The sequence below is a fragment of the Kitasatospora sp. NPDC056651 genome (assembly GCF_042792155.1).
Taxonomy (GTDB): Bacteria; Actinomycetota; Actinomycetes; order Streptomycetales; family Streptomycetaceae; genus Kitasatospora.
In genome coordinates, this window is sequence record NZ_JBHTWX010000012.1 from 40,684 (window position 1) to 59,044 (window position 18,361).

Annotated in this window: 17 protein-coding genes and 1 pseudogene; 14 read left to right on the plus strand and 4 right to left on the minus strand. The window is 74.7% G+C overall.

Features of this window, described 5'->3' with window-relative positions; translation table 11 throughout:
• Positions 1-137: 137 nt before the first annotated feature.
• Positions 138-434 (minus strand): hypothetical protein, encoded by a 297-nt coding sequence (locus ACFRAR_RS07675; RefSeq protein ID WP_380695881.1) that lies wholly within the window; start codon positions 432-434, stop codon positions 138-140.
• A 333-nt stretch (positions 435-767) separates the two neighbouring features.
• Entirely contained in the window at positions 768-1,511 is a 744-nt protein-coding gene (locus tag ACFRAR_RS07680) for a DUF4232 domain-containing protein (protein ID WP_380695883.1), read from the minus strand.
• A 356-nt stretch (positions 1,512-1,867) separates the two neighbouring features.
• On the opposite strand from ACFRAR_RS07680, the gene ACFRAR_RS07685 reads away from it, so the two are divergent.
• The gene (locus ACFRAR_RS07685) at positions 1,868-2,491 is read left to right on the plus strand and encodes a response regulator transcription factor (RefSeq protein WP_380695885.1); all 624 of its coding nucleotides are present in this window, start codon (positions 1,868-1,870) and stop codon (positions 2,489-2,491) included.
• A 159-nt stretch (positions 2,492-2,650) separates the two neighbouring features.
• Here the strand turns inward: ACFRAR_RS07685 and ACFRAR_RS07690 are convergent, their stop codons facing one another.
• Positions 2,651-3,610, minus strand: coding sequence for an ABC transporter substrate-binding protein (locus ACFRAR_RS07690; RefSeq protein ID WP_380695887.1), 960 nt, complete (start codon positions 3,608-3,610; stop codon positions 2,651-2,653).
• Positions 3,611-3,700: 90 nt separating this feature from the next.
• Here ACFRAR_RS07690 and ACFRAR_RS07695 point away from each other — a divergent pair, with 90 nt between their 5' ends.
• The 3 genes from ACFRAR_RS07695 to ACFRAR_RS07705 are packed head-to-tail and all read left to right on the plus strand — an operon-like array spanning position 3,701 to position 6,665.
• Entirely contained in the window at positions 3,701-4,699 is a 999-nt protein-coding gene (locus tag ACFRAR_RS07695) for a FecCD family ABC transporter permease (protein WP_380695889.1), read from the plus strand.
• A gap of 8 nt (positions 4,700-4,707) precedes the next feature.
• The gene (locus ACFRAR_RS07700) at positions 4,708-5,820 is read left to right on the plus strand and encodes a FecCD family ABC transporter permease (RefSeq protein WP_380695891.1); all 1,113 of its coding nucleotides are present in this window, start codon (positions 4,708-4,710) and stop codon (positions 5,818-5,820) included.
• Positions 5,817-6,665 carry an ABC transporter ATP-binding protein gene (locus tag ACFRAR_RS07705; protein WP_380695893.1) on the plus strand — a complete coding sequence of 283 codons (849 nt, stop codon included), beginning with the start codon at positions 5,817-5,819 and terminating at the stop codon, positions 6,663-6,665. Before ACFRAR_RS07700 ends, ACFRAR_RS07705 begins: the two co-directional genes overlap by 4 nt.
• 78 nt (positions 6,666-6,743) lie before the next feature.
• On the opposite strand, the gene ACFRAR_RS07710 is transcribed toward ACFRAR_RS07705, so the two are convergent.
• Positions 6,744-7,592 carry a universal stress protein gene (locus tag ACFRAR_RS07710; RefSeq protein WP_380695895.1) on the minus strand — a complete coding sequence of 283 codons (849 nt, stop codon included), beginning with the start codon at positions 7,590-7,592 and terminating at the stop codon, positions 6,744-6,746.
• A gap of 297 nt (positions 7,593-7,889) precedes the next feature.
• On the opposite strand from ACFRAR_RS07710, the gene ACFRAR_RS07715 reads away from it, so the two are divergent.
• From ACFRAR_RS07715 to ACFRAR_RS07760, 10 genes and pseudogenes are all read left to right on the plus strand, one after another.
• A complete protein-coding gene (locus ACFRAR_RS07715; protein WP_380695897.1) occupies positions 7,890-9,167 on the plus strand; it encodes an ABC transporter substrate-binding protein in 1,278 nt (425 codons plus the stop codon).
• Positions 9,164-10,093 (plus strand): carbohydrate ABC transporter permease, encoded by a 930-nt coding sequence (locus ACFRAR_RS07720; protein WP_380695899.1) that lies wholly within the window; start codon positions 9,164-9,166, stop codon positions 10,091-10,093. The genes ACFRAR_RS07715 and ACFRAR_RS07720 overlap by 4 nt, the downstream gene beginning before the upstream one ends.
• Complete coding sequence (locus ACFRAR_RS07725; protein WP_380695901.1) at positions 10,093-10,926, plus strand: carbohydrate ABC transporter permease; 834 nt, start codon at positions 10,093-10,095, stop codon at positions 10,924-10,926. Before ACFRAR_RS07720 ends, ACFRAR_RS07725 begins: the two co-directional genes overlap by 1 nt.
• Before the next feature lie 94 nt (positions 10,927-11,020).
• Positions 11,021-12,202, plus strand: a complete 1,182-nt coding sequence (locus tag ACFRAR_RS07730; RefSeq protein ID WP_380695903.1) for an ABC transporter ATP-binding protein — start codon at positions 11,021-11,023, stop codon at positions 12,200-12,202.
• Between the two features lie 123 nt (positions 12,203-12,325).
• The gene (locus tag ACFRAR_RS07735; protein WP_380695905.1) at positions 12,326-14,077 is read left to right on the plus strand and encodes a multicopper oxidase family protein; all 1,752 of its coding nucleotides are present in this window, start codon (positions 12,326-12,328) and stop codon (positions 14,075-14,077) included.
• Positions 14,078-14,306: 229 nt separating this feature from the next.
• A complete protein-coding gene (locus ACFRAR_RS07740; protein WP_380695907.1) occupies positions 14,307-14,897 on the plus strand; it encodes a restriction endonuclease in 591 nt (196 codons plus the stop codon).
• A 136-nt stretch (positions 14,898-15,033) separates the two neighbouring features.
• Positions 15,034-15,660 (plus strand): annotated as a pseudogene (locus ACFRAR_RS07745) (ABC transporter ATP-binding protein); the annotation flags it as partial.
• A 95-nt stretch (positions 15,661-15,755) separates the two neighbouring features.
• Positions 15,756-16,658 carry a sensor histidine kinase gene (locus tag ACFRAR_RS07750; RefSeq protein ID WP_380695909.1) on the plus strand — a complete coding sequence of 301 codons (903 nt, stop codon included), beginning with the start codon at positions 15,756-15,758 and terminating at the stop codon, positions 16,656-16,658.
• Entirely contained in the window at positions 16,622-17,278 is a 657-nt protein-coding gene (locus ACFRAR_RS07755) for a LuxR C-terminal-related transcriptional regulator (protein WP_380695911.1), read from the plus strand. The genes ACFRAR_RS07750 and ACFRAR_RS07755 overlap by 37 nt, the downstream gene beginning before the upstream one ends.
• A 157-nt stretch (positions 17,279-17,435) precedes the next feature.
• Complete coding sequence (locus tag ACFRAR_RS07760; protein ID WP_380695913.1) at positions 17,436-18,257, plus strand: lipase family protein; 822 nt, start codon at positions 17,436-17,438, stop codon at positions 18,255-18,257.
• Positions 18,258-18,361: the final 104 nt, after the last annotated feature.

Below are 18,361 nucleotides of genomic sequence, written 5' to 3' on the forward strand. Positions count from 1 at the left end.
CTCGGTCGGACGGAAGCGGCCCGCGCCGGCCTGGAGCAGGCCCGCGCGGGCCTCACCCGGCTGGGGCTGCCGGACGCGCAGGAGGCGGAGCCGGTGCTCGGCCTGCTCGCGCGGTGGCGCGGGGGAGTGACCGGAGGTCAGCCGGCCGCCGGGCCGCTGTGGTTCCACGCGCCGGACCCGGCGGCGGAGCGGCCGGGCCGGTGGTGGCCGTGCAACAGGTGGTGCCTGCCGTGCCGGTTGTCCTCACGCCGGGGCTTGTCGGTCGCGTGCTGACCGGCGGTCGCCGGGGCGCCGGGGTCGGCCGTCGCCGATCCGGTGGCCACCCCGGCGGCGGCGACCAGCAGGGCGGCCAGCCCCGCCACGGCCGGCCCTCGGCGCAGCCGCCCGGCCGGACCGGCCGTCCCGCTCCCCGTCGTCCGCGCGGTGTTCGACACGGTGTCCTGCCCTTTCGGTGGTGCCTCGTTCAGGTGGGGATCATCGTGTCCGGCGCCGATCAACATCCTCTTGACATCCGATCAACCAGAGTCTGAATCGTTCGTTTCCGATGTGACCTGGTCCGATTGTGCCGTCGCGGACCGGCTCGGCGGCTCAGCACGGCCCGGGCAGTGGCCTCCGCCTCGCGCTCGAAGCGGTCGCCGGGGTCGGAGACGCGCGGCCGACGCGCCGGTCGGACGGGCCCGGACGCGGGGTCGCGCGGGGTCGCGGAGTCCGGGAAACCGGCGGACGAGCGTGTCGGGGCGCTCGTCCGCCGGAGCAGGGCCCCGCGGTCAGCCCGCCGGAGAGCCGGAGACCTCGCCGACGGGGCCGACCAGGACCTTGCCGTTGCCGTCCGGCTTCTCGGGGTTGTCGAGCCCGAAGGAGCCGCCCGGCCACGGAACCGTCACCTGGTGGGTGTCGTTCGGGGGCGTGATGACGATCTGGGAGGCCTTGACGCCCGACCCGCCGGAGTTGTTGACGGGGTAGGTGATGTGGAACGCCGCCGTCATCCCGGACTTGAGGACCGTCCCGTACGGGGTCTCGTTGGTGCGCTGGACGGCCATGGTCGTCCCGCCGACCTTGAGGTCCACGCCGGGGAAGCCGAAGAGCTTGCACTCGTGGCTGCCCCTGAAGTCGAGCTGGACGGTGACGACACCGTTGACCTGGTCGATGGTGTTGTCGTAGGCCGACACCTTGAGGTCGTCCGGGGTGCAGGCGGGGGCACCGCCGGCGGCGGCGTCGGCGTTCTTGCCGCCGGCCGTGGCCGCTCCACCGGGCTTCGGCGCGGCGCCGCCGGGCGCCGCCTTGGTCGGGGCCGGCTGGGCCGGTGCCCCGGTGGCGGGCGCGGCGGTGGCGGGCGCGGCCGGAGTCGCACCGCCCTGGGTGGCCCCGGCTGTGACCGCGACCGTGACGCCGACGCCGTCCTCCGGTCCGCAGGCGGTGAGCGCGAGGAGCGCGGTGGCGCCGACCGCGCCGGCCAGGGCGGTCCGCCGGGCGCGGCGGGAGGGCTGACTGCTGGAAGGGTTCGTGAACATGGGCTTCCCCCAGGTCGAGGTGGATGAGGTGGACGCGGCGGGCTGAACCGCCGACCCGGCAGGTGGTGAGTCCCGCCGGGGCCCGGGGCCGCCCGATGGAACGGGGGCGGGCCCGGGGCCGGTCGACGCCCGATCAACGGGCGCGCCGAGGGCTTTGATCGGATCTTGATCGGCTCGTGCGAACCTCCCGGTGTTCCGGTCCGGGGGATGTCGACCGGAACACCGGGAGGGCCGGCACCGTGCCGCCGGTCGCCATTGAGACTGCCATCGGGGGCGGCGCGCGCCCAGGGACGCGCGGGTGGCCGCGAGGGCGGTCGCGGCTTCCCGGACGTACCTGCCGAACAAGGAGCGAACTCGTGCAACGCGTGCCCGTACTGGTCGACGCCGTGGACCGGATCTCGGCGGCCGGGACCGCCTCGGCGATCCGCGAGCAGCCGGCCCTGGAACTGGTCTCGGAGGGGGAGGCCCGGCCCGGCGGGGTGGCCGTGGTGGTGACCGAGCGGATCGACGAGCCGACCGCCGAGCGCTGCCGCCGGTTCGTGCGCGGCCACGGGCTGCGCCTGGTCACGGTGGTGACCGGGGTGACCGAGCACGAGTTGCTCCGGGCCGTCGAGTGCGGCACCAGCGCGGTGCTGTGGCGCCACGAGACCAGCCCGGAGAAGCTCACCTCCGCCGTCCTCGCCGCGCACCGCGGGGACGGCGACCTGCCGCCCGACCTGCTCGGCCGGCTGCTGGCCCAGGTGGGCCGGCTCCAGCGCAACGTGCTGCAGCCGCAGGGCCTGGGCTTCGCCGGGGTGACCGAACGGGAGGCGACCGTGCTGCGCCTGATCGCGGACGGGCTCGACACGGCCGAGATCGCGGGCCGGCTCGCCTACTCGGAGCGCACCATCAAGACCGTGCTCCAGGGGGTGATGACCCGGATGCAGCTGCGCAACCGGGCGCACGCCGTGGCGTACGCGCTGCGCGAGGGGCTCATCTGAGCGGGGCCCTGGGTTCCCGGTCAACAGCCCGGTGCGGATGAGGAGTTCGGAACGGTTCACGAACCGGACGCGGCGGCGAGCACCGGAAGGGCCGTCACCGTTTCGCCGGTGACGGCCCTTCGTGCCCCTCCGGGGGGGGGAATTCCCTTGCGGGCGAGGCTACTTCGCGCCGAAGGCCTTCTCGATGTCCGCGACGACCTTCTCCGCGGCGATCGGGCCGGAGCTGCTGCTCCAGACCTGGCCGTCCACGCCCATCAGCTGGTTGGTGCCCACGGCCTTCAGCCGGTTGAAGGCCTCCTGGGTGCGGGCGGTCTCCAGGGCCTTCTCGCCCTCGGCGTTCAGGGTGGCGACGAACAGGCGGTCCGCGTCGGCCTTGTTGAGGTTCTCCAGGGACAGCGGGTCCGAGTGCGGCTGGGCGCCGAGGCCGTCGGCGATCGGCATGGTGGTGGCGCCGGCCTTCTTCAGCAGGTCGCCCGGCATGTTGGTGGTGTTCATCACGATCGGCCCGTTGGGCATCCAGCGCATCACCACGGCGCTGCCGGTCTTGCCCTCGCCGGCCTTGGCGGCGCGCTTGTCCAGGGCGTCCAGCTTGGCGGTCAGGTCGTCCTTGTGGCCGAGCGCGTCGCCGTAGACGGCGAGCACCGAGCGCCAGTCGCCGGCCTTGGGCACGATGGTCGGCGCCACCGCGGAGAGCTTGTCGTACTGGGACTTCTCGATGCCCGAGGAGGCCAGGATGAGGTCGGGGGTGGCCTTCAGGATGGCTTCGAGGTTGGGCTCCTTGACCGTGGCGACCAGCGGGATGCCGTCGGCCTTCAGGTAGGCGGGGGCGGTGGTGCCGCCACGGCTGGAGCTGGTGCCGACCGGGGTGACGCCCAGGGCCATGGCGGTGTCCAGCGAGGTGTCGTTGAGGGCGATGACCCGCTTGGCCTCGGCCGGGACCTCGACCGCGCCGAACGCGGTGTCGATGCTGCGCTTGCCGCCCTTCGCGGCGGCGGTGGAGGAGCCTGCGTCACCCGCGGCGTTGTCGGACCCCGAGGAGCCGCACGCGGTCAGGCCCAGGGAGAGGGCGCCGACGACGGCCGCACCGAGCAGGGTCTTCGTAAAGCGGGTGCCAAGCATGGGTCTTCTCCGGGAAATGGTAGTTTACGGACGAACCGTTTTCCTGAGGTTAGCCTAACCATACTCAAGACCCTGACGGAGAGGCCCGGTGTGACAACCCGATCACTCCTGCTGCGCGGACTGCTGCCCGCCGGCGCGATACTGCTGGCCGCCGTGCTGGCGAGCCTGCTGCTCGGCGCGGGCGACGTGGGGCCGTCACGGGCGCTCGCCACGCTGCTCGGTGAGGGTGACTCCGACTCCCGGTTCACCGTGTTCCAGCTGCGCGTCCCGCGCACCGCGGTGGCCCTCGCGGTCGGCCTCGCCCTCGGCGTGGCGGGTACCGTGCTCCAGGCCGCCGCCCGCAACCCGCTGGCCGAACCCGGACTGCTCGGCGTCAGCACCGGCGCCTCCTTCGCCGTCGTGATCGCGATCGTGCTCGGCGCCAGCGCCGCCAGCGTCGGCCCGTACGTCGCCGTGCTGGGCGCCGCCGCCGGCTGCCTGCTGGCCCTCGGCGCGGCCCGGCTGCGCGGCACCGGCGACGACCCCGTCCGGCTGGTGCTCGCGGGCGCGGCGCTGAGCGGGCTGATGAACGCCGGTTCCTCCGTGCTGCTGCTGTCCGACGCCCGGGCCGCCGACGAGATCCGGTTCTGGACCATCGGCTCGGTCGCCGGGCGCGGCACCGACCAACTGGTGGCGGTGCTGCCGGTCCTGGTGCTCGGTCTGGTGCTGGCACTGCTCTCCGGCCCGGCCCTGACCGCCCTGAGCCTCGGTGACGACGTCGCCACCGGCCTCGGCCACAAGCCCCGCCGGGCCCGCGCCCTCGCGGTGACCGCCGTCGCCCTGCTGGTCGGCGCCGCCACCGCGATCGCCGGACCGGTCTCCTTCGTCGGCCTGGTGGTCCCCTTCGCCGCCCGGGCCCTCGTCGGCCCGGACCTGCGCCGGCTGCTCCTGGTGTCTGCGCTGCTCGGGCCCGCCGTCGTGCTGCTCGCCGACGTGGCCTCCCGGCTGGTCGCCCGCCCGTACGAGATGCCGCTCGGCGTGATGACCGCCCTGTGCGGCGCCCCCGTCCTGGTCGCCGTCGTCCGCTCGCACCGGATGCCCTCGCTGTGAAGGCCCCTGTGAACACCGCCGTGAACACCGCCGTGAACCCTGACACCCCCTCGGCCGCCCCGCGGCCGTCCGCGCCGCCGCGGTCCGCCCCGCCCGGCACCAGGCTGCTCGCCCTGGGCGGCCGCTCGGTGCTCGTGCCCGTCCGGCCGCTGATCGGCTGCGCGGTGCTGCTGCTCGCCCTGGTCGCGGTCACCGCCGTCTGCCTGGCCGTCGGAGAGACGAACCTCGACCCGGTGACCGCCCTGCGCGCCGCCTTCGGCGACGGCACCGCCCGCGACGTCCTGCTGGTGGAGAAGCTGCGGCTGCCCCGCGCCGAGGCCGCGCTGGCCGTCGGAGCCGCCCTCGGCGTCGCGGGCTGCCTGATGCAGACCCTCGCCCAGAACCGGCTGGCCACCCCGGACACCGTCGGCTTCAACGACGGCGCCACCGCCTTCGCCGTCGCCTCCGTCACCGGCGTCGCCACCCAGCTGCTGCCCTCCGCCGCCGCCCTCGCGGGTGCCGCCACCGCCGCCTCGCTCGCCTTCGCCCTCGGCGGCGGAGCCGGCCGCAACGGCTACCGCTTCCTGGTGGTCGGCCTCGGCATCGGCGCGGTCTTCGGCGCGGTGACCAACCTGATGCTCTCCCGCGCCGCCATCGACGCGGCCAACGCCGCCTACGGCTGGACGGTCGGAACCCTCAACAGCCGGGACGCCGACACCGTCGGCTACCTCGAACTCGGACTGCTGCTCTGCCTGCCCGCCGCCGTGCTGCTCGGCCGCCGGCTGTCGCTGCTGCGCTTCTCCGACGCCGTCGCCACCGGGCTGGGCGTCCGGGTGCGCGGCCTGCGGGTCGGCGTGCTGGTGGTCGCCGTGGTCTGCGCGGGTCTGGCCGTGGCCGTCGCCGGACCGCTCGGCATGGTCGCGCTCGCCGCCCCCGAGGCGGCCCGCCGGATCGCCGGACCGCGCTGCGTGCCGGTGCTCACCTCGGCCGCCGCCGGAGCCGTCTTCACCCTGCTCGCCGACCTGCTCGGCCGCACCGCCCTGTCGCCGATCGAGGTGCCGGCCGGCCTGGTCACCGCCGTCGTGGGCGGCCCGTACCTGCTCTGGCTGCTGCTCACCACCCGTCCCCGGAGGACCGCATGACCGCCCGCACCGCGACCCCCGCGACCGCCGAGAGCGCCGCCGACGGCGCCCCGGCCCCCCGGCTGGAGACCAGCGCGCTCAGCCTCGGCCACGACCGCACCATCGTGGTCCGCGAGCTGGACCTCGAACTGCCGCAGCGGCAGGTCACCGTCATCGTCGGCCCGAACGGCTGCGGCAAGTCCACCCTGCTCGGCGGCCTGGCCCGGACCATCGCCCCGCGCTCCGGGGCCGTGCTGCTCGACGGCAAGCCGCTGACCTCGCTGTCCACCCGGGCGATCGCCCGGATCATCGGCCTGCTGCCGCAGTCCGCCACCGCCCCGGACGGGCTGACCGTCCGTGACCTCGTCCGCTACGGCCGCCAGCCGCACCAGGGCCTGCTGCGGCAGTGGTCCGCCGCCGACGCCGAGGCGGTCGAGCACGCGCTCACCGCCGCCGACCTCCACGACCTGGCCGACCGTCCGCTGGACACCCTCTCCGGCGGCCAGCGCCAGCGCGCCTGGATCGCGATGGCCGTCGCCCAGGACACCGACATCCTGATGCTGGACGAACCCACCTCGGCGCTGGACATGGGCCACGCCCTGGAGGTGCTGGAGATGGTGCGCGGCCTGACCGAGCGCGGCCGCACCGTCGTCCTCGTCCTGCACGACCTCACCACCGCCTGCCGCTACGCCGACCACATGGTGGCGATGCGGGACGGCGAGGTGGTCGCCCAGGGCGCCCCGCGCGACATCGTCACCCCCGGGCTGGTGCGCGAGCTGTACGGGGTGGAGAGCGCGATCCTCACCGACCCGGTGCACGGCACCCCGGTGGTCTGCCCGGTCGGCCTCGCGCCCCGGACCCGCTGAGGGGCCCGGTCCCGCTTGGCCCCCGGCCCCGCCGAGGGCCCCGGGCCGCCGGGCCGGGCCTCCGGGGGCCTGCCCCGGTCAGCCGTACGGGACGACCGCGACCGGGCAGTGCACGTGGTGGATCGCGGCGTGCGCCACCGGGCCGAGGTGGTGGTGGCGCAGCGGCATCCGCCGCAGGCGGCGGCCGACGACCAGCAGCCGGGCCGTTCCGGCGGCGTCCACCAGGTCGACGGTGGCCTTGCCGCGGACCAGGTCGGTGGTCACCGCCACCTCCGGGTGCCGCTCCCGCCACGGTTGCAGCGCCTCGGCGAGCCCGGACCGCTCGACGGCGGAGACCTCGGTCTCCAGCCCGCCGATCGCGCCGTAGGACATGTACTCGCTGCCGGCCGGCGGGGACCAGACGTGGATGACGCGCAGCGGCGCCGAGCGGAGCGCGGCGGCCTCGAAGGCGAAGTCCAGGACGGCGTCCGCCGGGTGCGCGAGGTCCAGGCCGACCGTCACCGGGCCGTCCGCCTCGTCCCCGTCGGCCCGGACCAGCACCACCGGGCAGGCGGCCCGGCGCAGCACCTCCTGGCTCACCGAGCCGACCAGGAAGCCGCGGACCGTGCCCAGCCCGCGCGAGCCGAGCACCAGGACGGCGGCGTCGTGCGCGGCGGCCTCCAGCGCCTCGACGGGATCGGCGGCCACCGACGAGGCGGAGACCGCGACCTCCGGTGCCAGGGCGCGCAGCTCCCCCTCGCGCTCGGCGAGCCGGGCGAGCGCCGAGTGGTCGCCCGGCTCCGTCCCGGGCGCGACGTGCTTCGGCCGGGGCCAGGCCTGGAGGACGTCCAGGCGCAGGCCCCGGCGCCGTGCCTCGTGGGCGGCCCACGTGGCGGCGGCCAGGCTCTCGGGTGAGCCGTCGAATCCGACGACGACGGGTCCGGTCACGGCGTGCTCCTCGGTTGCGGTGCGGCCCCAGTATCCGCGCCCCCGCGGGGCGGCGCCTCCCGGACGCGGCCCGTCGTCCGGGGCCGTGCCCGGGCGGGGCCCGGTTCGCCGCCGTTCGAGCCGGTTCGGCCGTCCGGCTGGTCGGCGGCGCGGCACGCCCGGTGCCGTGCGGCGCCCCGGGCCGGGCCGTGTCTCATGATTCCCGCCGGGATGCACGGCGTCGCGCGCTGATCCGACGCGAACCATGAGACACGGCCCAAGGTCGGCCGGACCGGCCCGACCGAGCCCGGGAGAACGATGCCGAGGGTCCTCCGATTCCGCTCGCGGTGGGCGAGCGCCGCCGCCGGACTGTCCGTGCTGGCCTCCGCCCTGGCGGGCTGCGGGGGTGGCGGCGGCGCCGGCCCGGCCGTCCTGGACTGGTACAACTTCCCGGACGACTCGGGCGCCCTCCAGCAGGCCGCCGACCGCTGCGGGCAGCGGTCCGGCGGGCGCTACACGATCCGCTACAACAAGCTGCCGCGCGGCGCGGACGGCCAGCGCCAGCAGCTGGTGCGCCGGATGGCGGCGCACGACGCCGGGGTGGACATCCTGGGCCTGGACGTCACCTGGCCCGCCGAGTTCGCCGAGGCGGGGTGGATCCGCGAGTGGACCGGGGCGACGGCCGAGCGGGCCACCGCCGACACCCTGGACGCGGCGGTGCGCACCGCGACCTGGCGGGGCCGGCTGTACGCGGTGCCGTACAACTCCAACACCCAGCTGCTCTGGTACCGCGAGGACCTGGTGCCCGCCCCGCCCGCGACGTGGGCGGAGCTGCTCGCGAAGGCGAAGGAGCTGGCCGGCGAGGGCAAGCCGCACCTGGTGGAGATCCAGGGCGCCCAGTACGAGGGGCTGACGGTCTGGTTCAACACGCTGGTCACCAGCGCGGGCGGTTCGATCCTCACCCCCGACGCCCGGGCGCCCTCGCTCGGGACGCCCGCCGTGACCGCCGCCGCCGTGATGCGCGACCTGGCGGACTCGGTGGCCGCCGACCCCTCGCTGGCGAACCAGATGGAGGACCAGAACCGGCTGGCCATGGAGTCGGGCACGGCCGCCTTCGAACTCAACTACCCCTTCGTCTACCCCTCGATGAAGGCCAACCGGCCCGACCTGTTCCCGCACTTCCGCTGGGCCCCGTACCCCGCGGTGACCGCCGGCCGCCCCGCGAGCGTGACCATCGGGGGGATCGACCTCGCGGTGGGCGCCTTCAGCCGGCACCCCGGCCTCGCGGCCGAGGCCACCCTCTGCCTGCGCGACCGGGACAACCAGCTCACCAACGCGCTGGAGGGCGGGCTCCCGCCCTCGCTGCGCGGCCTGTACACGGCGCCCGAACTCGTCTCCAGCTACCCGTTCGCCGCCGACGTGCTGGCCGCCCTCGACTCCGCGAGCGTGCGGCCGCCGACCCCGGCCTACCAGAACGTCTCGATCGCCGTCTCGCACGCCCTCTCCCCGCCCTCCGGCATCCGCCCGGAGCAGGACGTGGCCGGCCTGCGCGGGCAGATCCAGGCCGCCCTCGGCTCGAAGGGACTGATCCCGTGACACCGTCCACCGAGGCCGCCGCCGCGGCCGTACCGAGGCCGGCCCGGCCGTCGCGCGGCGCCCGCCAGGAGCGCCGGCTGGGCCTGCTGCTGTGCGCGCCCGCGGTGATCGTGATGCTGGCCGTCACCGCCTACCCGATCGGCTACGCGCTGTACCTCTCGCTCCAGCGCTACGACCTGCGCTTCCCCGACCAGGCCCACTGGGTCGGGCTCGCCAACTACGGCGCGGTGTTGACCTCGCCGTTCTGGTGGCAGGCGCTCGGCGTCACGGTGCTGGTCACCGCGGTGTCGGTGACCGTCGAGCTGGTGCTCGGCCTGGCGCTCGCCCTGGTGATGCACCGCGCGGTCTTCGGCCGCGGCACCGTGCGCACCGCGGTGCTGGTGCCGTACGGGATCGTCACCGTGGTCGCCGCCTACTCCTGGCAGTACGCCTGGACGCCGGGCACCGGCTACCTGGCCGCCCTGCTGCCGCGGGGCAGTGCCCCGCTCACCGAGCAGTGGCCGGCCATCGGTCTGATCATCCTCGCGGAGGTGTGGAAGACCACCCCGTTCATGGCGCTGCTGCTGCTCGCGGGCCTGGCGCTGGTCCCGGAGGAGACGGTCCGGGCGGCGATGGTGGACGGCGCGGGCTTCGGGCAGCGGCTGCGGCTGGTGATCCTGCCGCTGATGAAGCCGGCGATCCTGGTCGCGCTGCTCTTCCGGACCCTGGACGCCTTCCGGATCTTCGACAACGTCTACGTGCTGACCGGCGGCTCCAACGGCACCGGCTCGGTGTCGATCCTCGGCTACGACAACCTCTTCACCGCGCTCAACCTGGGCATCGGCTCGGCGATCTCGGTGCTGATCTTCGTCTGCGTGGCGCTCATCGCGCTGGTCTTCGTCAAGCTGTTCGGCGCGGCGACGCCGGGCGCGGAAGCGGAGCGGTGATGAGCGGGCGGTCCGTCAGGACGCTCACCGGCTGGGGCGTCGCCAACCTGCTGGTCGTGCTCTACGCGCTCTTCCCGGTGTGGTGGATCGTGGCGCTCTCCTTCAAGGACCCGAGCACCCTCTCCGACGGCGCCTTCGTGCCCCGCCGGTGGACGCTGGCCAACTACCGCGGCATCTTCCGGACCTCGGAGTTCACCCGCGCCCTGGTGAACTCGGTCGGCATCGCGGTGATCGCCACCACCGTCGCCGTCGTGCTCGGCACCATGGCCGCGTACGCGGTGGCCCGGCTGCGCTTCCCCGGCAAGCGGCTGCTGGTCGGGGTGTCGCTGCTGATCGCGATGTTCCCGCCGATCTCGCTGGTCTCGCCGCTGTTCGACATCGAGCGGGCGCTCGGCCTGTTCGACACCTGGCCCGGGCTGATCATCCCGTACATGACCTTCTCGCTGCCGCTGGCGATCTACACGCTCTCGGCGTTCTTCCGGGAGATCCCCTGGGACCTGGAGAAGGCGGCCAAGGTGGACGGCGCCACCCCGTGGCAGGCGTTCCGGCTGGTCATCGCGCCGCTGGCGGCGCCGGGCGTGTTCACCACCGGCATCCTGGTCTTCATCTTCTGCTGGAACGACTTCCTGTTCGCCATCTCGCTGACCTCCACCACCTCGGCCCGGACGGTGCCGGCCGCCATCGCCTTCTTCACCGGCAGCTCCCAGTTCGAGCAGCCGACCGGTTCGATCGCGGCCGCCGCGGTGATCATCACCATCCCGATCGTGGTCTTCGTGCTGCTGTTCCAGCGCCGCATCGTCGCCGGGCTCACCGCCGGCGCGGTCAAGGGCTGAGTCCCCGAAGGCCGAGTTCCCGAAGGTTGAGCCCCCGAAGGTTGAGTCCCCGAAGGTCGAGCCCGCCCCACCCGGCGGGCCAGGAAGGCGGATCGTGGCCGAGATCGTCCTCGACGGCATCACCAAGCGGTACCCGGACGGCGCCGTCGCCGTGCGCGACGTCGACCTCACCATCGCCGACGGCGAGTTCGTGATCCTGGTGGGCCCCTCCGGCTGCGGCAAGTCCACCACGCTCAACATGATCGCCGGGCTGGAGGACATCACCGAGGGCACCCTGCGGATCGCCGGGGAGGTGGTCAACGACCGCGCGCCCAAGGACCGGGACATCGCGATGGTCTTCCAGAGCTACGCCCTGTACCCGCACATGAGCGTGCGCGACAACATGGGCTTCGCGCTGCGCCTGGCCAAGGCCGACAAGCGGGTCATCGCGGCGAAGGTCGAGGAGGCCGCGCGCATCCTGGACCTCACCCGGCACCTCGACCGCAAGCCCGCCAACCTCTCCGGCGGGCAGCGCCAGCGGGTGGCGATGGGCCGGGCGATCGTCCGCGACCCCAAGGCCTTCCTGATGGACGAGCCGCTGTCCAACCTGGACGCCAAGCTCCGGGTGCAGATGCGCACCCAGATCGCCGCCCTGCAACGGCGCCTGGGCACCACGACCGTCTACGTCACCCACGACCAGGTCGAGGCGATGACGCTCGGCGACCGGGTGGTGGTGATGCGCTCCGGCGTCGTCCAGCAGGTCGGCTCGCCGCAGCACCTGTACGACGAGCCGGTGAACCTCTTCGTCGCCGGGTTCATCGGCTCGCCCGGGATGAACTTCCTCGGCGCCGTGCTGGAGCGGGGCGCGCTGCGCACCTCGCTGGGGGACCTGCCACTGGACGACCGCACCCGGCGCGCCCTGGAGCGGGCGGACGCGCCGCGCGAGCTGATCGTCGGCATCCGCCCCGAGGACTTCGAGGACGCCGCCCTGGCCGAGGGGCACACCGGCGGGGTCACCGTCACGGTGACCGTCGAGGTCCGGGAGTCGGTGGGCTCGGACGTCTACGTCCACTTCACGCAGGAGGGCGGGCCGGCGTCCACCGTCGAACTGGTGGAGCTGGCCGCCGACTCGGGCCGGGCCGACACCGGGATGCGGGGGCACCGGGTGGTCGCCCGGCTGAGCCCGGTCACCCGGGCCGCCGAGGGCGGCCCGCTGGAGCTGTGGGTGGACACCGCGCGGATCCACGTCTTCGACCCGCGCGGCGGGGCGAACCTGACGCACCCGGAGCACGCGTAGCCCGGCACCGGGCCGGAGCACGCGTAGCCCGGCACCGGGCCGGAGCACGGAAGGCCCAACCCCCGGCGGGCACGCGGTGTGCCTGACCGGGGCCGTCCGCAAGCCGACCTAAATTGCCCGGTTATGAGAGAAAATGTCGGAATCAGTCGTCGGACACTGCTCAAGGCCCTCCCCGCGGCCGCCCTCGTGGCCGCCTCCGACGGCATCCTCGCCCTTTCCCCGGCAGCGGCCGCGGCCTCCTTCCCGCAGCCGGTCGTCCGGCGCCCGCGGACGACCGCCGGGACGGCGCGGACGGCCGCCGGCAGGCCGAGGGCGGTGCTCGAACAGACGCTTGACGTGCGGTTCACGGACACCGACATCCCGGGCTACGGGACGGCCACCACGCGCACCTACAACGGGACCATCCCCGGGCCGACCCTGCGGGTGCGCGGCGGGGACGTCCTGAGGCTGCGGCAGGTCAACGGCCTGCCGCCCGACCGCCCCTACCGCGGCCCCCACAACCGCCCGCACCACCAGAACACCTTCAACCTGCACACCCACGGCCTGCACGTCTCCCCGTCCGGGAACGCCGACAACATCCTGCGCGAGTTCCGGCCGCGCACCGCCGACGAGGTCGAGGCCGGCGCCCCGGAGCCGGAGTACCTGACCACCGTCGAGATCCCGGACGGCCACCCGGCGGGCACCTACTGGTACCACCCGCACGTGCACGGGTCCACCGCCGAGCAGATCGCCGGAGGGATGGCCGGGGTGATCATCGTCGAGGGCGACGTCGACGAGGTGCCGGAGATCGCGGCCGCCGCCGACGTGGTCGTGTGCATCAACGAACTCCGGCTCAAGAAGGGGAAGGTCCCCGAGTTCACCGCCGGCGACACGTTCACCGCCGTCGCGCCGACCTTCACCGTCAACGGCGAGGTCAACCCCACCCTGGTGCTGCGCCCGGGCGAGGTCCAGCGCTGGCGGCTGGTGGGGGCGCTCGCGTTCACCACGCTGCCGCTCCACCTGGCCGACGGCGACGACGACGTGACGCTGTACCAGATCGCGCAGGACGGCATCACCTTCCCCGCGCCGGTCGCCACCGGGACGCTGGTCATGGCTCCCGGCAACCGCGCCGACGTGCTGGTCCTCGGCGGCGACCCCGGGACGTACGAGCTGCGGGCCGACGGGGTGTCCGGGCCGCTGATGACGGTCGAGGTCTCGGGGGAGGCCGTCGACCCGCCGATGGGGCTGCCGGACCGGCTGCCGCAGGGCAAGCCGTTCCTCGACGCGGACGACGTCACCGACCCCGATGACGAGCGCCGGGTGCTCTTCCACGTCGACGGGGGTGTCTTCGCCAGGCCGTTCCCCAACGCCTACCGCGTCCTCGGCAGCAACCCGACCCCCGCGGCCGACCCCGACGGCGACCTCACCACCGACCCCGCCTACGGCCTGTTCGACCCGGACTACGTCAACCACACCCTGGAGCTCGACACCGTCCAGCGGTGGACCGTCCGCACCGACGACGACCGGCCGGTCTTCCACCACTCCTTCCACCTGCACACCAACCACTTCCTCGTCACCCACCGCAACGGCGAACGGCTCGACCCTCCGGTGTGGCACGACACCGTCAGCCTGGCCGGCGGGCGGCCGGGCGACACCTTCACCTTCCTGGTGAAGTACGAGGACTTCACCGGCCGCACCGTGCTGCACTGCCACCAGCTCCAGCACGAGGACCTCGGGATGATGCAGCTGATCGACTACGTCGAGCCGCGGCGGCCGGCGCCGGATTCGTCGGGCTCGTCGGGCTCGGGGCACCACGGGCATCACGGGCACCAGGGCCGCCCCGGCCGGCCGGGGCGGGCCGGGCAGCCGGGGCGGGCGCTGACGGCCGAGCGCTGAGGCGGGCGGCGGGAAACCTCCGGACCACGGTTCCGGCGGCCGTCCGCGGGGGGCCGGCCGTCGGTATCCGGTCAACTCGACAACCCGGCAGGTGGAGTTCGGTGGATCGCGGGCGCACGGGAGGCGGCGGGCCCTAGGCTCGTGCGGACACCGTGGTGCGAGGGGGAATGCTGTGGCCCGGAAGCCCGTCCGGCGACGCCGGCCGATCGCCGTCCGTGTGGCGCGGCGGATGGCCGGACGCCACCCGGTGGGGGTGGGGGTGGCCGCGCTGGTCGCGTTCGCCCTGGTGCTGCTGGTGCTCCAGTGGATGGCCCACCACCTGCTGCTGCTCGCCGCCTTGCTGGCCGTCGGCGCGGCCGCCGGGGTCGTCGTGCAGCGTGCGCGGGTGCGGACCAGGCAGCGGGAGCTGGACGCGCGGACCGCCGGACTGCGGCACATCGGCCCGTTCCTGGCGATGACCCCGAAGGCCTTCGAGCACGCGCTGGCGGACCTGTGCCGCCGGGACGGCTGCACGGCGGTGACGGTGGTCGGCGGGTCCGGCGACCTCGCGGCGGACGTGCTGGCCACCACCCCCACCGGGCAGCGGATCCTCATCCAGGCGAAGCGGTACGGGCCGCGGACCTTCGTCGGCTCCCGGGACGTCCAGACCGTCAACGGCACCTACCGCGACATACACCGCTGCGACCTGGCCGCCGTGGTGACGACCAGTTCCTTCACCAAGGCCGCCGCCGAGTTCTGCGGCCGGGTCGGCATCCGCACCGTCGACCGGCGCGCGCTCGCCCTGTGGGCGGACGGGCGGGGCAAGCCGCCCTGGGCCTGAGACCGGGGGCCGGGGGGTAGGTCTGGACCCACCCCCGTCGGGAGCGCAGGTGGATTCCGCCGGAGTCCCGCCGTTCCTAGTGTCGATCACGAGCCGCCCGGAGCCGGGCGGCCGTGAACGACGCGGGGAGGACGAGGTGCCGGGAAGCACGGCGCGGACGGGGCAGGAGGCCCCGGCGCTGCGGCTGTCGGGGCTGCGCAAGCGGTTCGGGTCGCACACCGCGGTGGACGGGGTGGACCTGGTGGTGCCGCGCGGGTCCTGCTACGGGCTGGTGGGGCCCAACGGCGCGGGAAAGACCACCGCGCTGTCGATGGCCGTCGGGCTGCTGCGGCCGGACGCCGGGAGCTCCGAGATCCTCGGGGCGGACGTGTGGCACGACCCGGTGCGGGCCAAGGCGCTGGTCGGGGTGCTGCCCGACGGCATGATGCTGCCCGAGCGGCTGACCGGGCGCGAACTGCTGCACTACCTGGGGCGGTTGCGCGGTCTGCCGGCCGCCACCGCGGACGCCCGGGCGGAGGAACTGCTCGCGGTGCTGGAGCTGGACGGGGCCGGGCACACCCCCGTCATCGACTACTCCACCGGGATGCGCAAGAAGATCGGGCTGGCCACCGCCCTGCTGCACGCTCCGAGGCTGCTGGTCCTGGACGAGCCCTTCGAGGCCGTCGACCCGCTGTCCGCCGCGACCATCCGGGTCATCCTGCGGCGCTTCGTCGCCTCCGGCGGCTCGCTGGTGCCGTCCAGTCACGTGATGGCCCTGGTCGAGAGAACCAGTGGTTCGCGCGCGCGGCCCGCAACCTCCGCTGGATCTGGAGCGACCCGGCGACCTGGCGCGACATCCTGTGGGCCGTCACCGACCCGTTGGTCGGCGGAGGCATCGCCGCCGCGCCCCCGCTGGCGGTCGGCTACGGCCTGTACGGGCTCGCGCAGCCGCTGCTGCCGGCGCCCGGCCCCGGCTACGACCTCCTCCCGCAGGCCGGCGCCCTCGCCCCGCTGCCCGGCCTGGCCCTGGTGGCGGGCGGCCTCGCCCTCGCCCGGCCCGCGCTGCGCCTGCACGGCCGGTGGACCCGCGTCCTGCTCGGGCCCACCGAGCGCTCCCGGCTGGCCCGGCGGGTCGAGCAGCTCACCGAGACCCGGCTGGACGCCACCGAGGCCCAGGCCGCCGAACTGCGCCGGATCGAACGGGACCTGCACGACGGCGCGCAGGCCCGGCTGGTCGCGGTGAGCCTGCGCCTGGGCGCCGTCGCGGCGCTGATCGACCGCGACCCGGAACAGGCGAAGCGGGTCGTGACGGACGCCCAGGACAACGTCACCCAGGCCCTCCAGGAACTGCGCGACCTGGTGCGCGGGATCCACCCGCCGGTGCTCGCCGAACGCGGCCTCGCCGAAGGGGTGCGGGCGCTGGCGCTGGACGTCCCGCTGGAGGTGGAGGTCCGGACCGAACTGCCCGGGCGGGCGGAGGCGCCAGTGGAGTCGGCGGTCTACTTCGCCGTCAGCGAGGCGCTCACCAACGCCGTCAAGCACGGCGACGCCCGGCACGCCACGGTGCGCCTCGCCCACGCCGGCGGACTGCTGCGCGCCGAGGTCACCGACGACGGCGGTGGCGGCGCCGACCCCGCCCGGGGCAGCGGCCTGCGGGGCATCCGGCGCCGGCTGGCAGCCTTCGACGGTACGCTCACGCTGACCAGCCCCCCGGGGGGTCCGACCCGGCTGATCATGGAGCTACCGTGCGTGTTGTCCTCGCCGAGGACCTCGTCCTGCTGAGGGACGGCCTCTCCCTGCTGCTCGGCGCCCACGGGCACGAGATCGTCGCCGCGGTGGAGAGCGGCCCCGAACTGGCCGCCGCACTCGCCGAACACCGCCCCGACATCGCGGTGGTCGACGTCCGGCTGCCGCCCACCCACTCCGACGAGGGCCTCCAGGTCGCGCTCGCCGCCCGCCGCGAACAGCCCGGCCTGCCCGTCCTGGTCCTCTCTCAGCACGTCGAACAGCTCTACGCCCGGGAGCTGATCGCCGACGGCACCGGCGGCGTCGGCTACCTGCTCAAGGACCGCGTCTCCAAGGCCGACCAGTTCGTCGACGCCGTCCGCACCGTCGCCGCCGGCGGCACCGTGATGGACCCCCAGGTCATCGCCCGGCTGCTCGCCCGCAACGCCTACGACGAGCCGCTCGCCCTGCTCACCCCGAGGGAGCGCGAGGTCCTCGCGATGATGGCCGAGGGCCGCTCCAACGCGGCGATCGCCCAGCGGCTGCACTTCAGCGAGGGGGCGGTCAGCAAGCACACCTCCGGCATCTTCGCGAAGCTGGGGCTGGGGGCCTCGGACGACGACAACCGCCGGGTGCTCGCGGTGCTCGCCTACCTGGACGGGACGCGGGCGGGCTGAGCGGGCCCGGTGGCGCGGTGGGCGCCGGCCCGGTCGCCCGCGGACGGCGGGCGGAGTAGCGTCACATCCGGTCACCGTCCCGTGACGGTGAGCCGCCATCGGCGGGCGTGGGGGGCGGACCCGCCGTCCCGACCGTCGACCCGACAGGAGCGCCCCCGTGGCCGTACCCACCACCTTCGACCAGCACGTCACCGGCTACAGCCTTCCGCACGCCTACTGGATGGCCAAGGCCTCCGAGCTCGCCTACCAGGACGACGCCACCATCGACGAGCAGGCCCGCGCCTGGGGCTTCGACACCGTGCGCCACCACCAGACGCGCTTCACCCCGCCCTTCCCGCTCCAGGACACCCAGGCGTACACCATGGCCGGCGACGACATGATCGTCACCGCCTTCCGGGGCACCGAGCCCGCGGAGATCCGCGACTGGCTCACCGACGCCACCACCCCGCCCTGGCCGGGGCCCGCCCGGACGGGCTTCGTGCACTACGGCTTCGCCGAGGCACTCGAATCGATCTTCCCGGACGTCGCCAAGGCCATCTCCGACCTGCGGAGCAACGACCAGACCGTGTGGTTCACCGGCCACAGCCTCGGCGGCGCCCTCGCCATGCTGGTCGCCGCCCGCCTCGAACTGGAGGACCCGCGCCTGGCGGCCGACGGCGTCTACACCTTCGGCCAGCCGCGGACCTGTGACCGGCTGCTCGCCGCCGCGTACGACAAGGGGCTGAAGGGGCGCACCTTCCGGTTCGTCCACGGCAACGACATCGTGCCCGAGCTGCCTCCGGAGCCCGCCTTCACCCACGTCCAGGCGCTGCGCCACATCGACGACGCGGGCCGGATCGAGGAGAGGACCGGGCTGGTCGCCGGGCTGGCGGACCGGGCCAAGGGGCTGGGCGCCGCGGCGTTCTCGCCGGACGGCGAGGGTATCCGCGACCACCTGATGCGGAGCTACCTGGCGGCGCTGGAGAAGAGCCTGGCCTGAGCGGAGCGGCTGCGGCGGGGCCGGGCGCCGCGGCGGGCGGGGGGGTGGGCCGGGGGGTTGGTGGGGGCCCCCCGCCGGGCGGGCCGCCGGGGGGGGGAGCGGGG

Bases quoted from the DNA above. Each gene is read 5' to 3' on its own strand.
- ACFRAR_RS07690 (WP_380695887.1), bottom strand. From the start codon at position 3,610: ATGCTTGGCACCCGCTTTACGAAGACCCTGCTCGGTGCGGCCGTCGTC.
- ACFRAR_RS07715 (WP_380695897.1), top strand. From the start codon at position 7,890: ATGCCGAGGGTCCTCCGATTCCGCTCGCGGTGGGCGAGCGCCGCCGCC.
- ACFRAR_RS07740 (WP_380695907.1), top strand. From the start codon at position 14,307: ATGGCCGGACGCCACCCGGTGGGGGTGGGGGTGGCCGCGCTGGTCGCG.
- ACFRAR_RS07725 (WP_380695901.1), top strand. From the start codon at position 10,093: ATGAGCGGGCGGTCCGTCAGGACGCTCACCGGCTGGGGCGTCGCCAAC.
- ACFRAR_RS07735 (WP_380695905.1), top strand. From the start codon at position 12,326: ATGAGAGAAAATGTCGGAATCAGTCGTCGGACACTGCTCAAGGCCCTC.
- ACFRAR_RS07680 (WP_380695883.1), bottom strand. From the start codon at position 1,511: ATGTTCACGAACCCTTCCAGCAGTCAGCCCTCCCGCCGCGCCCGGCGG.
- ACFRAR_RS07705 (WP_380695893.1), top strand. From the start codon at position 5,817: ATGACCGCCCGCACCGCGACCCCCGCGACCGCCGAGAGCGCCGCCGAC.